This is a genomic window from Paraburkholderia sp. BR10872 (assembly GCF_040965835.1).
GTDB classification, from domain to species: Bacteria; Pseudomonadota; Gammaproteobacteria; order Burkholderiales; family Burkholderiaceae; genus Paraburkholderia; species Paraburkholderia nodosa_A.
The window spans coordinates 26423-42150 of the sequence record NZ_JBFRCN010000065.1 but is presented as its reverse complement, the minus strand read 5'-3'; the positions used below and the strand labels follow the sequence as shown (position 1 = coordinate 42150).

Sequence of the window (15728 nt, the reverse complement as noted above, 5' to 3'; positions counted from 1 at the left end):
AGCAACTGTTCGGGCTTATCGAAGAACGGTAGCGGTCATACGCCGAATGCTCATTAACGGGCTTTCAGGCCCATGATGGTTATCAGGCTGCATGACCGCCGTCCGTGAGCAGAAAGATACAAGATGGATGGGATGAGCATACCCGATGCGGCGGTGCAAAAAAGATTTTTGGTGGCGGTTTTCCAGGCAAGCACAGTCACGCGGCTAATTACATAACCGCTTCATTTTCCAGAGCCTGGCTGGTTATAACCCGTACCGTCGCATGCGTAACTTGCGGTGGCTGGCAGCGCCAGCACTAGCGATAGAGCCAACAGGGCTGCAAAGATGCGCCGAGCTTTCATTTGCGTTTCTCCTGTTCAATTGGACGCCGGTAGGTTAAGGATAGGTCAGGTGACTTAAAGAGCAATTTCGCGTGATTACGACCAGAAATTCTGGCTCAAGCGTGTTCCCAAAACCTGCGCTGCACCTGCATCACTTCCTCTTCGACCTCCGCTACGGGCCCGATCAGGTCAACACGCTTCTGGCAATGATCGAAAACATAGCGCGACGACACGTTCATTGTCGGATTCTCCGCGTGATCGCCCGTGGCCTGCAGCAACCGCTCTTCCGTCATGCCGAACACCACGCGCCCGATGTTCGCCCAATAGGCCGTGCCCGCGCACATGCAGCACGGCTCGACCGTCGTATAGAGCGTGCAACTCCACAAGTATTGCGGCGTAAAGTTGAGGGCGGCGACGCGTGCGAGCACGGCTTCCGCATGATTGACGGTATCGACATTGCCCTGTTCGATGAGAACCGATTCCTGATCGGGTCCGACGAGAATGGCGCCAAACGGGTGATGGCCCAACTGCGTCGCGCGTTCCGCGACTACGCTTGCGTGCCGCAAATGGCGGACGATCTGTTCGCGCGTCGGCGCGAGCCCTTGCTCGGGGAATTCAGAAGCGTTCTGTTGTGGGGACATGGTCAAGCTCAAAGCTTGTCTCCTCCTTGCGGGCAATTTCATTTCGGCAACGCGCCGTCCACGCCCTGCACGAACCAGTTCAGCCGCAGCAACTCGGCGTCGGGCAGCGACGTGCCCGCTGCCACCTTGATCGCACCGCTCTGATCCTTGATCGGGCCGGCGAACGGATCGAATTTGCCGGCGATGATGTCGTCGCGCTTTTGCGCAAGCGCCTTTTGCGCGGCAGGCGAGACGGTTGCGGTATTGATGTCGGCGAGGTCGATGGCTTTTTCCTTGAGGCCCCACCACGTCGGCGTGTTGCTCCACGTGCCGGCTTGCACCTGGTCGATCAGGTGAGAGTAATAGACGCCCCAGTAACTCACGCAAGCCCCCAACTGGGCATTCGGCCCGAACTTCTTCATGTCGGAGTCCCATCCGAACGCATGCACTTTCTTCTGCTCTGCCGTCTGCATCGTCGCCGTCGAATCGGTGTTCTGGATCAGCACGTCCGCGCCCTGGCCGATCAACGTTTCGGCGGCCTGTTTCTCCTTACCCGGATCGAACCAGCTATTGATCCAGATGACCTTGACCTTCGCATTCGGATTGACCGAACGCGCGCCCATCGTGAAGGCGTTGATGTTGCGCACTACTTCGGGCACCGGCACCGAGGCGACGAAGCCGAGCGTATTCGTCTTCGTCGTATAGCCGCCAACGAGGCCGGCCAGATATGCGCTCTGGTACGTGCGCACGTCATAGGTCGCGAAGTTCGCGGCCTTCTTGTACCCTGTCGCATGCTCGAAGACGACGTCGGGATAATCCTTTGCGGTCTTCAGTTCGAAGTCCTGAAAGCCGAAACTCGAGCCTACGATAATCTTGTTGCCCTTGTTCGCGAGATCGCGAAACACGCGCTCCGAGTCGGCCGATTCGGGCACGTTCTCCACACGCGTGACCTTGATCTTGTCGCCGAACTTCGCTTCGATCGCCTTCACGCCCTGTTCATGCGCGTAGGTCCAGCCTGCGTCGCCGGGGTTGCCGAGATAGACGAAGGCGACGCCCATCGGGGCCGCTGCGGCGGCGGTGGGGCCGAACGCGACCCAGGCGCCGAGCGTGGCGAACAGCGTAGCCACGAGACGCAGTGAGCGCACTGACGTGCGAGCGAATCTTGTTGCCATGTGGTCTCCGGAACAGGGAATGGAAAGGTCAAATAGTGGTCAGTCAAAATCGAGGCCGAAATGTCGATTCATTATGTGATGGATAACGGAATCGATATAACGCTCCACGCGCCGTTGGCGCACGCTATCGCCAATGGCTTCACGATGGAACGCGTCGTGCTTGCCGAACCCGTTGCCCCTTCAACCGCTGCGCTCCGGAGCCCTGCCATGCAAACCGCACTCGCTACTGACTTTTCGCACGTCAAGCCGCAGGACACTTCATTCACGGGCGGCGGGCTGCGCGACTTCTTTGTCTATCGCGACCTGGGCATCGCCAGGGCCACGCATGGCAAGGTGGTTGCGCAACTCGTCCGGGCAAATCTTGCGCCGGAACGGGGCACGGGCTGGCACCGGCATGAGGCAGAGTTTCATATCGTCATCATGCTCAAGGGCTGGGCGCGCTTCATGTACGGCGACAAGGAAACGCTCGTCGAAGCGGGCGACTGCGTGCATCAGGCGCCGGGCATCGCCCACTACCTCTTCGACTACTCGCCCGACATGGAGTACCTCGAAATCGTGAGCCCCGCCGACTTCAAGTCGATCGATGTGGAAGCGCCCTGCGCCGTGCCCGCGCCGACACCCTGGCAGGCGAGCCCCGCAATCTAGGGCGCTCGACCTGGTCGGGCTACGTTGCGGCGGCGCGGCTGATTGCCGTTGCCGCATGCGCGTCGGCATCGAGCAGCGCGCGCAGGGTCACCCGATCGTCGCTCATCGCTTCCGGCGCCGTGATGCGCCGCGCGCGCGGCTCGTGGTCGTGAATGGTCGAACGCACCAGCGGATAGATCTGCGTGTCCCAGCGACGGCCGTTGAATACGCCGTAGTGACCCACGCCCGTCTGCACATGATGCGTCTTCATATAGGGGCGCAGCCCCCGGCACAGGTCATGGGCGGCCACGGTCTGGCCAACCGCGCAGATGTCGTCCTTCTCGCCTTCGATCGTGAGCAGCGCGGTGCGGCGGATCGCGTGCGGTTCCACGAGACGCTCGCCCACCTTGAGCTTGCCTAACGGCAGGGCGTATTCCTGAAACACCGAGCTGACCGTTTCCAGGTAGAACTCGGCCGTGAGATCGGACGTGGCGAAATACTCGCGATAGAACACGTTGAGCGCATCCGCTCTCGTGGGGTCGCCCTTCGCCCGCTCGTGGCGCATCTCCTCGAACGAAGCGAGATGGCGCTGGAGGTTCATCGACATGAACGCGCTGAGCTGCACGAAGCCAGGATATACACGCCGCTGCGCGCCCGGAAAACCGCCTGGCACCGCGCTGATGAGATTGCGCTCGAACCACTTGATCGGCTTGCTGTTGGCGAGTTCGTTGACCTTGGTGGGATTCACGCGGCAATCGATCGGTCCCGCCATCAGCGTCATGCTCGCGGGCTGCGCGGGATCGTTGTCGGCGGCCATCAGCGAGACGGCCGCGAGCGCCGCGACCGTCGGCTGGCAGATCGCCACCAGATGCGCATCGGGGCCGACTCTCCGAATGAAGGACATGACGTGCTCGACGTATTCGTCAAAACCGAAGCGCCCCGCCGACAAGGGCACGTCGCGCGGGTTGTGCCAGTCGGTGATATAGACGTCGTGGTCGGCGAGCATGGTGCGCACGGTCCCGCGCAGCAGCGTCGCGAAGTGCCCCGACATCGGCGCGACGAGCAGCACGCGCGGCTGTGGCGTGGCGACGTCCTTGCGAAAGTGCAGCAGCGAGGCGAACGGCGTGCGCTTGACGACGGCTTCCGTCACCGGCGTGCGCACGCCATCCACCTCCACCCCATCGATTTCGAACGGCGGCCGCGCGTGCGAGAGCCCGGCAAGCTCGATCTGCTCCCACCAGGCGTCGAGATAGCGCGCGTCGAAGCCACACGCGAGCGCAGGCCACGCCGCGAGCGCCGCGCGCGAGAACGACGCGCCGGCGCGCCCGAACCTCGTCAAGTCCGCGATCGTCTGGTAGGCAAGATAGGCGAGCAGGTTCATGGGCGCAGCTCTCGATTGTTTTGAACGCGAAGCGAAGCAGGCAATACGTATGCCAGAAACGTTCATTGGCACAGTGCTTGCACCTGCACGGCCAGGCGCGCGGGCGCTTCGCACAAAGCGGCGGTTGCGCCTTCCTGCATGCTGCAATGTAGTGCGTCGAATCGGCGCGAGCGGTGCATGCAGGTGCGATGCGCGCATTCGGTGCATGCGGGTTCCTGCGCGTCGCACTGTTAGCCGCCATGTCCTCACCGTTCAGGAGCACTCGATGAGTCAGACGAATACGACCCTGACGATCAGCAGCCGGAACTATTCGTCGTGGTCCATGCGCGGCTGGCTGCTTGCCAGACTCGCCGGACTCGAATTCGACACGGTGACGGTGCCGCTCGACGACGCGGCCACGCGCGCCGAACTGCTGCTGCTCTCGCCTTCGATCCTCGTTCCCTGCCTGCGCCACGACAGCATCACGGTCTGGGACACGCTCGCGATTTGCGAGTACCTCAACGAGATCCAGCCGCAGGCGCAGCTGTTGCCCGCGGACCGCACGGCGCGCGCGCACTGCCGCTCGGTGTGCGGGGAAATGCATTCGGGCTTCAGCGCCCTGCGCTCCGCCCTGCCGATGAACCTGCGCGGCCACTTTCCGAACTTTCGCGTCTGGTCGCGTGCGCAGGACGACATCGCGCGCATCGTGACTATCTGGCGCGAATGCCTGCAGAAGTACGGTGGCCCCTGGCTCTTCGGCGAGATCGGCGCGGCGGATGCGATGTATGCGCCCGTCGTCACGCGCCTGCTCACCTATGACGTGCCGATCGACCCCGACATCGGCGACTACTCCATGCGCGTGCTCAAGCAGCCGTACGTCGCCGAATGGATCGCGGCGGCCCAGTCGGAAACGGAGGACATCGACGAACTCGATATGGAGTTCTGAGCGTCGCCGCGCACCAACATCGAGCATGTCGTGCCGCGGCATTCGGCATGGAAGTTGCATTGCCCCTACCCAGCCCGGCACGAATAAACACGAACAATCGCGCGCAAAAAGGCAGCGAACGGAAAAAACGCACATGAAGCCAACAGCCTTCAACGAGATGTTCGAGTACGGGGATTTCGACGTTCGCGGCCTCGCCGCCACGGCGTTCGCGCAGGCCGGCGAGCCGCGCGCCCACTACCGCGAATTCTTCGCCTGGATGCGCAGGCAGAGCGAGCAGCAGATGCTCAAGAAGCGCGCCGAAGCCGATGCCATCTTCCGGCGTGTGGGCATCACCTTCGCCGTTTATGGCGAAAAGGACATAACGGGTGCGGGCACCGAGCGCACGATTCCGTTCGACGTGATCCCGCGCATCTTCCAGCGCCAGGAGTGGAACACGCTCGAGCGCGGCCTGCGCCAGCGCGTGAACGCGCTCAACCGCTTCATCCACGACATCTATCACGAGCAGGAGATCGTCAAGCGCGGCATCGTGCCAGCCGACCAGATCCTGCGCAACGCGCAATACCGCCCCGAGATGCAGGGCGTGCACGTCGCGCACGACATCTATGCGCATATCGCGGGCATCGACATCGTGCGCGCCGGCGAGGGCGAGTTCTACGTGCTCGAGGACAACCTGCGCGTGCCCTCCGGCGTCTCGTACATGCTGGAAAACCGCAAGATGATGATGCGGCTCTTTCCCGATCTGTTCGTGCGCAATCGCGTGGCGCCCGTTGCGCACTACCCCGACCTGCTGCTCGACACGCTGCGCGCCGCCGCGCCGCCCGGCACCGACAATCCGACGGTCGTACTGCTCACGCCCGGCATGTACAACTCGGCCTACTTCGAGCACGCGTTCCTCGCGCAGCAAATGGGCATCGAGCTCGTGGAAGGCCAGGACCTGTTCGTCGAGAACGATCACCTCTATATGCGCACCACGAAGGGCCCGCAGCGCGTGGACGTGATCTACCGGCGCGTGGACGACGACTTTCTCGATCCGCACGTTTTCCGGTCCGATTCGGCGCTCGGCGCGGCGGGCCTCATGAACGTCTACCGCAAGGGCAACGTGACGCTGTGCAACGCGGTGGGCACGGGCGTCGCCGACGACAAGTCGATCTACCCCTACGTGCCGGACATGGTGCGCTTCTATCTGGGCGAGGAGCCGCTGCTCAAGAACGTGCCCACGTGGATGTGCCGCAAGGCCGACGACCTGCGCTACGTGCTCGACCATCTGCCGGAGCTGGTCGTGAAGGAAACGCACGGCGCGGGCGGCTACGGCATGCTGATCGGTCCCGCTGCCACGCGCGCCGAGATCGAGGCGTTTCGCGCGGCGCTGGTCGCGAACCCGGACAAGTACATCGCGCAGCCCACGCTCTCGCTTTCCACCTGCCCGACGTGGGTCGAAACGGGCGTCGCGCCGCGCCACATCGACCTGCGTCCGTTCGTGCTCTCGGGCAAGGAAGTGCGCATGGTGCCGGGCGGGCTCACGCGGGTCGCGCTGCGCGAGGGCTCGCTCGTGGTCAATTCCTCGCAGGGCGGCGGCACGAAGGACACCTGGGTGCTGGAGCGCTGAGCCGGCGCCTCAACGAACTCGCGCGGCGCGTGGACGTTCACGACCGCGAAGACGAAGCCGAGATCACGCGATGAACGAAGCGCAATTTGTCGATGACGGGCGAAGCCAGCGCGAACGGGTAGCCGTCGGGCATGCCAAGGCTGCGGTTCAGGCTGTTCAGCGCGTAGGTGAGCGGAAACCAGCGCGCCAGCAGGCTGTCGAAGCTCGCCTCGTCCACCGGCGTCTGGTCGACCAGCGTGGGCTCGTCGGGGCTTTCGGGCAGCAGCGCGAGGCCGCAGGCCGTGGCCGTATCGAGCGTATCGACGATATGCAGGTAATGCGCCCACGTCTCGGCCCAGTCCTCCCACGGATGCACCGACGCATACGCGCTCACGTGGCGCTCGGCCCAGTCGGGCGCGGGGCCGTCGGCGTAGTGCGCGGCGAGCGCGGCGGCATAGTCGGCGCGCTCGTCGCCGAAGCGGCGGCGAAACGGTTCGCGCCAACGCCCCGTCGGCTCCTGCGCGATGAGACGATCGAAATAGTAGTGGCCGACCTCGTGGCGAAAATGCCCCAGCAAGGTGCGATACGGCTCGTGCAGCGAAATGCGCGTGCGCTCGCGATGCGCGTCGTCGGCCTCGGCGATGTTCATCGTGATGAGCCCGTGATCGTGGCCCGTCATGATGCGCTGGCCGTCGCCCGTCTCTTCGAGAAACTCGAATTGCAGGCCGTGTTCCGGGTCTTCGGCGCGCGTGACGAGCGGCAGGCCGAGCGCCCCCAGCGTGTAGAGCAGGCGCCGCTTGGCCGTCTCGAGGCGATACCAGTAAAGACGGTTCTCGGGCCGCGAGAGGTCGGGAATCGTGCGCGTGAACTGGCAGGCGCGGCAAAGCGTGTCGTCGCAATCGGCCGGAATCATGCCGTTGCAGACCTTTTCGACTGCGTAGTTGTGGCACTGACGAAAGAGCGCACCGTTTGCCTGCGCACTCAGGCTGCGCCAGCGCCCCCCGCCCGCATCCTCGAACGCGTGCATCTCCCCCGTCTGCGGCACATAGCCGAGGCGCGCCTCGCATCGCTCGCAGCGCTCGTTTTCGAAAAACACCAGCTGATTGCAGTGATCGCAGTGAAAGGTCTTCATTGCCGCATTCCCGTGATGGCCGCGCGTTCCGCTGTGCCTCGCGCAGCACGCCGCGTGCCTCGCACTCGCGTGGCCGCCGCTGTCACATCCTGCACTCGCGCCATGCGCATCATAGGCACGCTGCGCCGTGCGCCTTTTCAGCCGTTCCATCCACGTCGATCGAGGAGTCGGGTGTGTCCATCCGTGTCGCGTTAAACCATGTCACGCAGTATCGCTATGACCGGCTCGTGCGCCTCGCGCCACACGTGGTGCGCCTGCGCCCCGCGCCGCACTGCCGCACGCCTATCCTCTCGTACTCGATGCGCGTGGAACCCGCCGGTCATTTCGTCAACTGGCAGCAGGACCCTTTCGCCAACTATCAGGCGCGGCTCGCGTTTCCCGAGCCGACGCGCGAATTCCGCGTCACGATCGATCTCGTCGCGGAAATGGCGGTCTACAACCCGTTCGACTTCTTTCTCGAACCGAGCGCCGAGCGCTTCCCGTTCACGTACGCGCCCGAGCTGGCCGCGGAGCTGGCGCCATATCTCGCGCACAGCGAGCCGACGCCGCGCTTCGCCGCGTTCGTCGAGACGATCGATCGCACGCCGCGCGTGACCATCGACTTCCTCGTCGATCTGAACCAGCGCCTGCAACGCGAGATCGGCTACCTGATCCGCATGGAGCCGGGTGTGCAGACGCCCGAGGAAACGCTGGAGAAAGGCTCCGGCTCCTGCCGCGACACGGGCTGGCTGCTCGTGCAGACGCTGCGTCAGCTCGGGCTCGCGGCGCGCTTCGTGTCGGGCTATCTGCTGCAGCTCACGCCCGACGTCAAGGCGATCGACGGCCCGCGCGGCGCCGAGGCCGACTTCACCGATCTGCACGCCTGGTGCGAGGTCTATCTGCCCGGCGCGGGCTGGATCGGGCTCGATCCGACCTCGGGCCTGCTCGCGGGCGAAGGCCATATTCCGGTGGCGTGCACCCCGGAGCCCGGCAGCGCGGCGCCGATCTCGGGCGCGCTCGACGAATGCGAAGTCGAGTTCTCGCATTCGATGTCGATCTCGCGCGTGCTCGAAACGCCGCGTGTGACAAAGCCCTACACCGAAGCGCAATGGGCCGACATGCACGCCATAGGTGTCCAGGTGGACGCCGCGCTCGCCAACCAGGACGTGCGCCTCACGATGGGCGGCGAGCCGACCTTCGTGGCGGCGGGCGACCGCGACGCGCCCGAATGGAACACCGATGCGCTCGGCCCGACCAAGCGCCGCTACGCCATCGCGCTGATGGACAAGCTGCGCGCGCACTATGGCGCGCTGGGCTTTCTGCATATCGGCCAGGGCAAGTGGTATCCGGGCGAGCAGTTGCCGCGCTGGGCGCTTTCGCTCTTCTGGCGCGCGGACGGCGAACCGTGCTGGCGCGATCCCGCGCTCTTCGCCGACGAGCGCTCGCCGACCCACCACACGGCCCAGGACGCGCAGCGCTTCATCGAACACCTCGCGGCGAAGCTCGCGGTCGATCCACAACACGTGCAGCCCGGCTACGAGGACACCTGGTATTACCTGTGGCGCGAGCGCCGGCTGCCCGTGAACGTCGATCCGTTCGACTCGCGCCTCGACGACGAGCTCGAACGCATGCGGCTGCGCCGCGTGTTCGACGCGGGCCTCGATACCGTCACCGGCTACGTGCTGCCGCTCGCGTGCGAGCGCGGCGAGCTGCCTGCGGCCCAACCCGCCCTGCAGGGCCCGCGCTGGGTGAGCGGCCCGTGGTTCTTCCGCGACGCGCGCATGTACCTCCTCCCCGGCGACTCGCCGATGGGCTACCGTCTGCCGCTCGATTCGCTGCCGTGGGTCGCAGAGGGCGACTACCCGTGGCAGCATTCCCGCGATCCGTTCTCCGCCCCGGCGCCGCTGCGCAGTGCCGCCGAGCTTCGCATGCAGTACGAAACAGGCTTCGATGCCAGCGCGCGATCGCGTCAGGTGGAGGGCACGGGAAGCGCGAACGGACCTGAAACAAACCGCTATCCGGAGCGCGGCGAATCCGCCGCCTGGATCCACCGCACCGCGCTGTGCGTCGAAGCACGCGACCCCGCGCGCGCCGCCGGGCCAAAAGCCGAAGCCGCCTCCTTTGGCCGCGCGCAAGGCCAGCTTCACGTGTTCATGCCGCCGCTCGCCGAACTCGACGATTACCTCGATCTGCTGGCCGCCGTCGAAACCACCGCCGCCGAGCTGGCGCTGCCCGTCGTGATCGAAGGCTATCCGCCGCCGCGCGACGCGCGCCTGAAGATGCTCCAGGTCACGCCCGACCCCGGCGTGATCGAGGTGAACATCCACCCGTCGTCGAACTGGGACGAACTGGTCGAGCGCACCGAATTCCTTTATCAGGCCGCGCACGAAACGCTGCTTTCCACCGAGAAGTTCATGCTCGACGGCCGGCACACCGGCACCGGCGGCGGCAATCACCTCGTGCTCGGCGGCGCCACGCCCGCCGACAGCCCGTTCCTGCGCCGCCCCGACCTGCTTGCGAGCCTCGTGGCCTACTGGCACAACCATCCCTCGCTGTCGTACCTGTTTTCGGGCCTCTTCATCGGGCCGACGAGCCAGGCGCCGCGCGTGGACGAAGCGCGCAACGATCAGGTCTACGAACTGGAAGTCGCGTTCGCCGAGATCCAGCGCCAGGTCGATCTGCTGCGCGGCTTCGGGAGCCCCTTCGACGATGGCCCGCGCGTGCCGCCCTGGCTCATCGACCGCACGCTGCGCAACATCCTCATCGACGTGACCGGCAACACGCATCGCGCCGAGTTCTGCATCGACAAGCTCTACTCGCCCGACGGCCCGACCGGCCGCCTCGGCCTGCTCGAGCTGCGCGGCTTCGAAATGCCGCCGCACGCGCGCATGAGCCTCGCACAGCAACTGCTGCTGCGCGCGCTCGTCGCGCGCTTCTGGAAGACGCCATACACGCAGCGCCTCACGCGCTGGGGCACCGAGCTGCACGACCGCTTCATGCTCTCGACCTTCGTGCAGATGGATTTCGACGACGTGCTCGCCGAAACGTCCGCAGCGGGATTCGCGCTCGATCCCGCCTGGTTCGCGCCGCACTTCGAATTCCGCTTCCCGCTGGTCGGCGAGCTGCAGACGAGCGGCATTGCGCTCTCGGTGCGCCATGCGCTCGAACCGTGGCACGTGATGGGCGAAGAAGGCGGAGCCGGCACGACGGTGCGCTATGTCGATTCGTCGGTCGAGCGGCTCGAAGTGCGGGTGCTCGGCATCAACGAGAGCCGCCACGTCGTGAGCGTGAACGGCCACGCGCTGCCGCTTCAGCCGACCGGACGCGTAAGCGAGAGCGTGGCGGGCGTGCGGTTTCGCGCGTGGCAACAGGCGGCGTCGCTGCATCCGACCATCGGCGTGCACGCGCCGCTCACGATCGATATCGTCGACACCTGGAGTGCGCGCGCGATCGGCGGATGCCAGTATCATGTTGCGCATCCGGGCGGCCGCAGTTATCAGACGTTTCCGGTCAACGCCTACGAGGCCGAGAGCCGGCGGCGCGCGCGCTTCTTCACGACCGGCCACACGCCGGGGCCCGTGGAAGTGGCGCCCCCCGAGCGCAGCCTCGAGTTTCCGTTCACACTGGATCTACGCTGCGGCTGATTGCGGCCGATAACCCGTCAAGCGCCCTAACCGAAGGCGTGCCTCGCGAGCGAGGCGCGCTGCCCCGACCCACGATCTTGCCGACCCAATCCACCCTGCCGTTCGATTCCTCCGCCAGCGACGACCCGGCGGGCGCGCCGCTGCGCACGCTGCCGGTGCGCGCCGGTCACTGGGACGAGCTGCAGACGGCGCAAGGCGAGCTGCGCGAGCCGTGGCGGCAGTTCTTCGGGCAGCTCGGCAAGCCGGGCGTGGCGGGTTTCGACGGCGCCGCGGCGTCGGTCGCGCGCCAGGTGCGAGAGAACGACATCACCTATAACGTCTATGCGGACGCGGGCGGCCCGCGCCCGTGGGCGCTCGACGTGCTGCCGTTCATCATCGACGAAGCCGAATGGGCGCAGATCGAGCGCGGCGCCGCGCAGCGCGCGCGCCTGCTCAACGAGATCGTCGCCGATATCTACGGGCCGCAAACGCTGCTCGCGCGCGGCCTGCTGCCGCCCGCGCTGGTGTTCGGCCACCCGGGCTATCTGCGTGCGGTGAAAGGCTTCGTGCCGGCCGACCGCCAGTACTTGCAGATCGTCGCGCTCGACCTCGCGCGCTCGCCCGAAGGTCAGTGGACCGTCGTCTCGCACCGCACGGAAGCGCCCTCGGGGCTCGGCTATCTGCTGGAAAACCGGCTCATCGTCTCGAGCCTCTTCGCCGAGCCGTTTCGCACCATGCGGGTGCATCGTCTCGCACCGTCCTATTCGCAGCTCATCGCCACGCTCGCGGCGGCCGCACGCGCGATCATGAGCGCCGACGAGCGCAGCGTGAGCGGCGCGTCCGCGCATATCGTGCTGCTCACGCCGGGGCCGTTCAGCGAGACTTACTTCGAGCACGTGTTCCTCGCGCGCTACCTCGGCCTCACGCTCGTCGAGGGCAAGGACCTCACGGTGCGCGACGACATGCTGTACCTGAAGACGCTGGACGGGCTGGAGCGCGTGCACGCCGTGCTGCGCCGCCTCGACGATACGTTTTGCGACCCGGTCGAGCTTCGCGCCGACTCGACCATTGGCGTACCGGGACTGCTACAGGTCATGCGCGCGGGCAACGTGATGGTCTCGAACGTGCCCGGCGCGGGCTTCGTCGAATCGCCCGCGCTGCACGGCTTCATGCCCGGCATCGCCCGGGCGCTGCTCGGCGAGGAGCTTGCGCTGCCCGGCATCGCGACCTGGTGGTGCGGCGAAGACGCGGCCTGGCGCGACGCGCTCGCGCAGGTGCCCGAGGCGCTGCTCGTGCCGACGTGGCCCGGCGCGGCGAACGGGTCGTCCGCGCCGCCCGGACTCGCCGCCGGCGTGCAAACGCTCGCCGACTGGCGCGAGCGCATCGAGCAGTTGCCCGACGCCTTCACGGTCCAGCAGCCGCTGCGCTACAGCTATACGCCGCGCTACGAGACCGGCGCGGGCATGCTCGGCGCGCGGCCCGCCGGGCTGCGCGTCTACGCGATTGCCGATCAGGAATACGGCTGGCGCGTGCTGCCTGGCGGCTTCACGCGCCTCGCGGCCGAACATCAGGAATCCGTGTCGATGCAGATGGGCGGCAGCAGCGTGGATACCTGGGTGCTGTCGAGCCAGCCCGGATCGACCTTCACGCTCCTGCCGAGCCCCATCAAGCCCGGCGAGTTGCGCCGCGAGCGCCGCCGCGTGCCGAGCCGTTCGGCGGAGAACCTGTTCTGGGCCGGGCGTTACGGCGAGCGCGCCGAAAACGGCGTGCGCCTGTGCCGGCTGATTCTCGGCTCGCTCGAAGGCAGCGACGCCGAAGAGTTGTTCGGCACCTTCGTCGAACTGGCCGCCGCCAACGGACTCGTGCCCGCCACAGTCAGCGAAGCCCGGCGCAGCCTCGACGACTTCGAGCGCTCACTCGTGGCCAATCTGCACGAAAATGCCGGCGCAACGGGCATCGGCCGCACGCTCGCGAGCCAGGCGTATGCGTGCGGTGAGATTCGCGGCCGGCTGTCGAACGATCACTGGCGTACCGTGCTTGCCTCGCGCAACGACTTCCGCGATGCGCTTCAGGCGCTTTCACTCGTGCCTGCGGCCGCGCGTCAGGGAGCGGCGATCGAATTCCGGCGTCCCACGCCGTACGACCGCATGGCGCTGATGGGCGCGCTCGATGCGCTCGCAACACAGTTGAGCGCCATCAGCGGCTGCCAGGGCGACCGCATGACCCGCGACGAAGCCTGGCGCCTGCTGTTCGCGGGGCGCCATATCGAGCGCGTGGCCGCGTTGGCCACCATGCTTCGCATCGCCGCGCACGAACGCACGCTCGCCACGCCCGCGGGCTTCGACGTGCTGCTGCAACTGTTCGACAGCACGCTCACGTATCGCTCGCTGTATCCGGGGCGACTCGAAGTGCCGGCCCTGCTCGACGTGATCGTGACCGACCCGACCAATCCGCGCGGCCTCTACGGCGTCTACGCGCGGCTGCGCGCGCGACTCGACGAAATCGCCCAGGCGGCGCGCGGCCCGAAGCGCGAGCCGTTCGCCTCGCAGCTCGCGCCCATCGAGGCACTGCCGACGCTGGAGGCGCTCTGCGAGCCCGGCGAAGACGGCCGCTACCCCGCGCTCACCGCACTGTGCGACAGTCTCGCCGAGCGTATGGCCGCGATGTCGAACGAGATCAGCGCGCGCTGGTTCAGCCACGCCGTGCCGCTCGCCGCGCAGGTCTGGTCATGAACGGCACCCGCCTCGCGGTCACGCACCGCACGACCTACCGCTATTCGACGCTCGTCGAGACCGCCCAGCATCTCGCGACCATCCGCCCGCTCGACCTTCCCTGGCAGCGCGTGCTCGCGCACCGCGAGCGTATCGAACCCGCACCGTCGTATCAGACGAGCCGCCGCGACGCCTTCGGCAACGAGGTGCTCTACTTCTCGTTCGACGCGCCGCACGACTATCTGCAGATGACGAGCGAAACGAGCGTGCTGCTCTCGCCGCGCTACGCGACGCTCGACGCAGACGGCACGCCGGCCTGGGAAGACGTCGCGCACATGCTGCGTTACACGGCGGGGGAAGCCTTCCATGCGGAGTCCGAATTTTGTTTCGCCTCGCCGAATATCGCGTTGCTGCCGGAATTGCGCGCCTACGCGCTGGAGAGTTTTGGGCCCGACGCCCCGGTTCTGGCCGGCGCGATCGACCTGATGCATCGCATCCACGCCGATTTCGCGTACCGCCCCTCGGCAACGTCGTTCGACACGCCCGCCGCGCGCGCCTTCGAACTGCGCCATGGCGTGTGTCAGGATTTCGCCCAGGTGATGATCGGCTGCTTGCGCTCGATCGGGCTAGCCGTGCGCTACGTGAGCGGCTATCTGCGCAATGACCCGCCTGAAGGCGCCCAACCGATGATCGGCGCGGACGCCTCGCATGCGTGGGTGTCGCTCTACGTGCCTTCGGTGCCGTCTGCGCCCTCTGCCGGCTGGATCGACCTCGATCCGACCAATGACGTGCTCGCCGACCAGGGCCACGTCACGCTCGCCATCGGCCGCGATTACACCGACGTGTCGCTCCTGCGCGGCGTCATCCTCGGCGGGGGCGCGCATCAGGTGGATGTCGCGGTCAATGTCAGCGCGGATTGACTGCCGCGCTTACGCTGGCAGCGAGGTCCAGATCGGCAAGCGCGTCGTCAGGGCAAAAAACATAACCATCCCTGTAACGCGTTTGAATATATTGGCGGCCGCAAGGCGACAGGCCAAGCAGCTTGCGCAGACGAAAGACGACAACGTCGACGCTGCGCGCGTGAAGCGACGAATTGCGATCGATCATGCTCACGATGCGCTCGCGCGAAAGCGGCCGCAGGCGGTTCGCAGCGAACACCGCGAGCACGGCGAGCACCAGCGGCGGGGCAGGAATCTTGAGGCCGTCCCTGAACAGTTGATTATCGATGGCGTCGAGTTCGAATCCGTCGAAGACGTACTTCGTCTCCCTGCGCGGCGACGCGGGGTAATCGATCTTGCAACGCAATGCATGGTGCAGGCGTGCGAGCAGTTCGCGCGGGTCGAACGGATCGACCATGTAGTCGTTGGCGCCGAATTCGAAGGCGAGCACCTTGTCGGCCACGTCGGCGGACTGGCTCACGATGATGGCGGGCGTCAGCCATCCGCGTTCACGCAGCGTGCGCAGCGCTGCAATGCCGTCGATCTTGAGCGCATCGTGCCGCAGAATGATGAGCGAGGGCGTTTCTCGCGCGAGACGCTGCTCCAGCCGCTCGACACCATACAGCACCGACACCGCGATCTGCTGACGCTGCAAATAAGTACGCAGGTCGTCCCGATACGCCTGATCGGGCTCGACAAGCAGCACGTGGATGTCCAT

Annotated in this window: 11 protein-coding genes; 6 read left to right on the top strand and 5 right to left on the bottom strand. The window is 66.2% G+C overall.

Annotated features, from left to right (window positions below):
- Positions 1-436: 436 nt before the first annotated feature.
- Entirely contained in the window at positions 437-973 is a 537-nt protein-coding gene (locus AB4Y43_RS34870) for a nucleoside deaminase (RefSeq protein WP_368729852.1), read from the bottom strand.
- 26 nt (positions 974-999) lie between these two features.
- Positions 1000-2112 carry a BMP family ABC transporter substrate-binding protein gene (locus AB4Y43_RS34865; protein ID WP_069263165.1) on the bottom strand — a complete coding sequence of 371 codons (1113 nt, stop codon included), beginning with the start codon at positions 2110-2112 and terminating at the stop codon, positions 1000-1002.
- Positions 2113-2319: 207 nt separating this feature from the next.
- Between AB4Y43_RS34865 and AB4Y43_RS34860 the strand changes: the two genes are divergently transcribed.
- On the top strand, positions 2320-2757 hold the full coding sequence (locus AB4Y43_RS34860; RefSeq protein WP_342948642.1) for a cupin domain-containing protein: 438 nt from the start codon (positions 2320-2322) through the stop codon (positions 2755-2757).
- A 19-nt stretch (positions 2758-2776) separates the two neighbouring features.
- Here AB4Y43_RS34860 and AB4Y43_RS34855 read toward each other — a convergent pair whose 3' ends face one another.
- Positions 2777-4117, bottom strand: coding sequence for a polyhydroxyalkanoate depolymerase (locus tag AB4Y43_RS34855; protein ID WP_368729851.1), 1341 nt, complete (start codon positions 4115-4117; stop codon positions 2777-2779).
- A 265-nt stretch (positions 4118-4382) separates the two neighbouring features.
- Here AB4Y43_RS34855 and AB4Y43_RS34850 point away from each other — a divergent pair, with 265 nt between their 5' ends.
- Together AB4Y43_RS34850 and AB4Y43_RS34845 are read left to right on the top strand one after the other, a co-directional pair.
- Positions 4383-5042, top strand: a complete 660-nt coding sequence (locus tag AB4Y43_RS34850) for a glutathione S-transferase family protein (protein ID WP_368729850.1) — start codon at positions 4383-4385, stop codon at positions 5040-5042.
- A 157-nt stretch (positions 5043-5199) separates the two neighbouring features.
- A complete protein-coding gene (locus tag AB4Y43_RS34845) occupies positions 5200-6648 on the top strand; it encodes a circularly permuted type 2 ATP-grasp protein (RefSeq protein WP_256094612.1) in 1449 nt (482 codons plus the stop codon).
- Between the two features lie 37 nt (positions 6649-6685).
- Here AB4Y43_RS34845 and AB4Y43_RS34840 read toward each other — a convergent pair whose 3' ends face one another.
- Positions 6686-7759, bottom strand: a complete 1074-nt coding sequence (locus AB4Y43_RS34840) for a putative zinc-binding metallopeptidase (protein ID WP_368729849.1) — start codon at positions 7757-7759, stop codon at positions 6686-6688.
- Between the two features lie 173 nt (positions 7760-7932).
- On the opposite strand from AB4Y43_RS34840, the gene AB4Y43_RS34835 reads away from it, so the two are divergent.
- From AB4Y43_RS34835 to AB4Y43_RS34825, 3 genes are all read left to right on the top strand, one after another.
- Positions 7933-11382 carry a DUF2126 domain-containing protein gene (locus AB4Y43_RS34835; RefSeq protein ID WP_368729848.1) on the top strand — a complete coding sequence of 1150 codons (3450 nt, stop codon included), beginning with the start codon at positions 7933-7935 and terminating at the stop codon, positions 11380-11382.
- A gap of 77 nt (positions 11383-11459) precedes the next feature.
- Entirely contained in the window at positions 11460-14093 is a 2634-nt protein-coding gene (locus AB4Y43_RS34830) for a circularly permuted type 2 ATP-grasp protein (protein ID WP_368618271.1), read from the top strand.
- Positions 14090-14992 (top strand): transglutaminase N-terminal domain-containing protein, encoded by a 903-nt coding sequence (locus tag AB4Y43_RS34825; RefSeq protein ID WP_368618272.1) that lies wholly within the window; start codon positions 14090-14092, stop codon positions 14990-14992. Before AB4Y43_RS34830 ends, AB4Y43_RS34825 begins: the two co-directional genes overlap by 4 nt.
- Here the strand turns inward: AB4Y43_RS34825 and AB4Y43_RS34820 are convergent.
- A complete protein-coding gene (locus tag AB4Y43_RS34820; protein WP_368618273.1) occupies positions 14979-15728 on the bottom strand; it encodes a response regulator in 750 nt (249 codons plus the stop codon). The two genes, AB4Y43_RS34825 and AB4Y43_RS34820, sit on opposite strands and share 14 nt — an antisense overlap.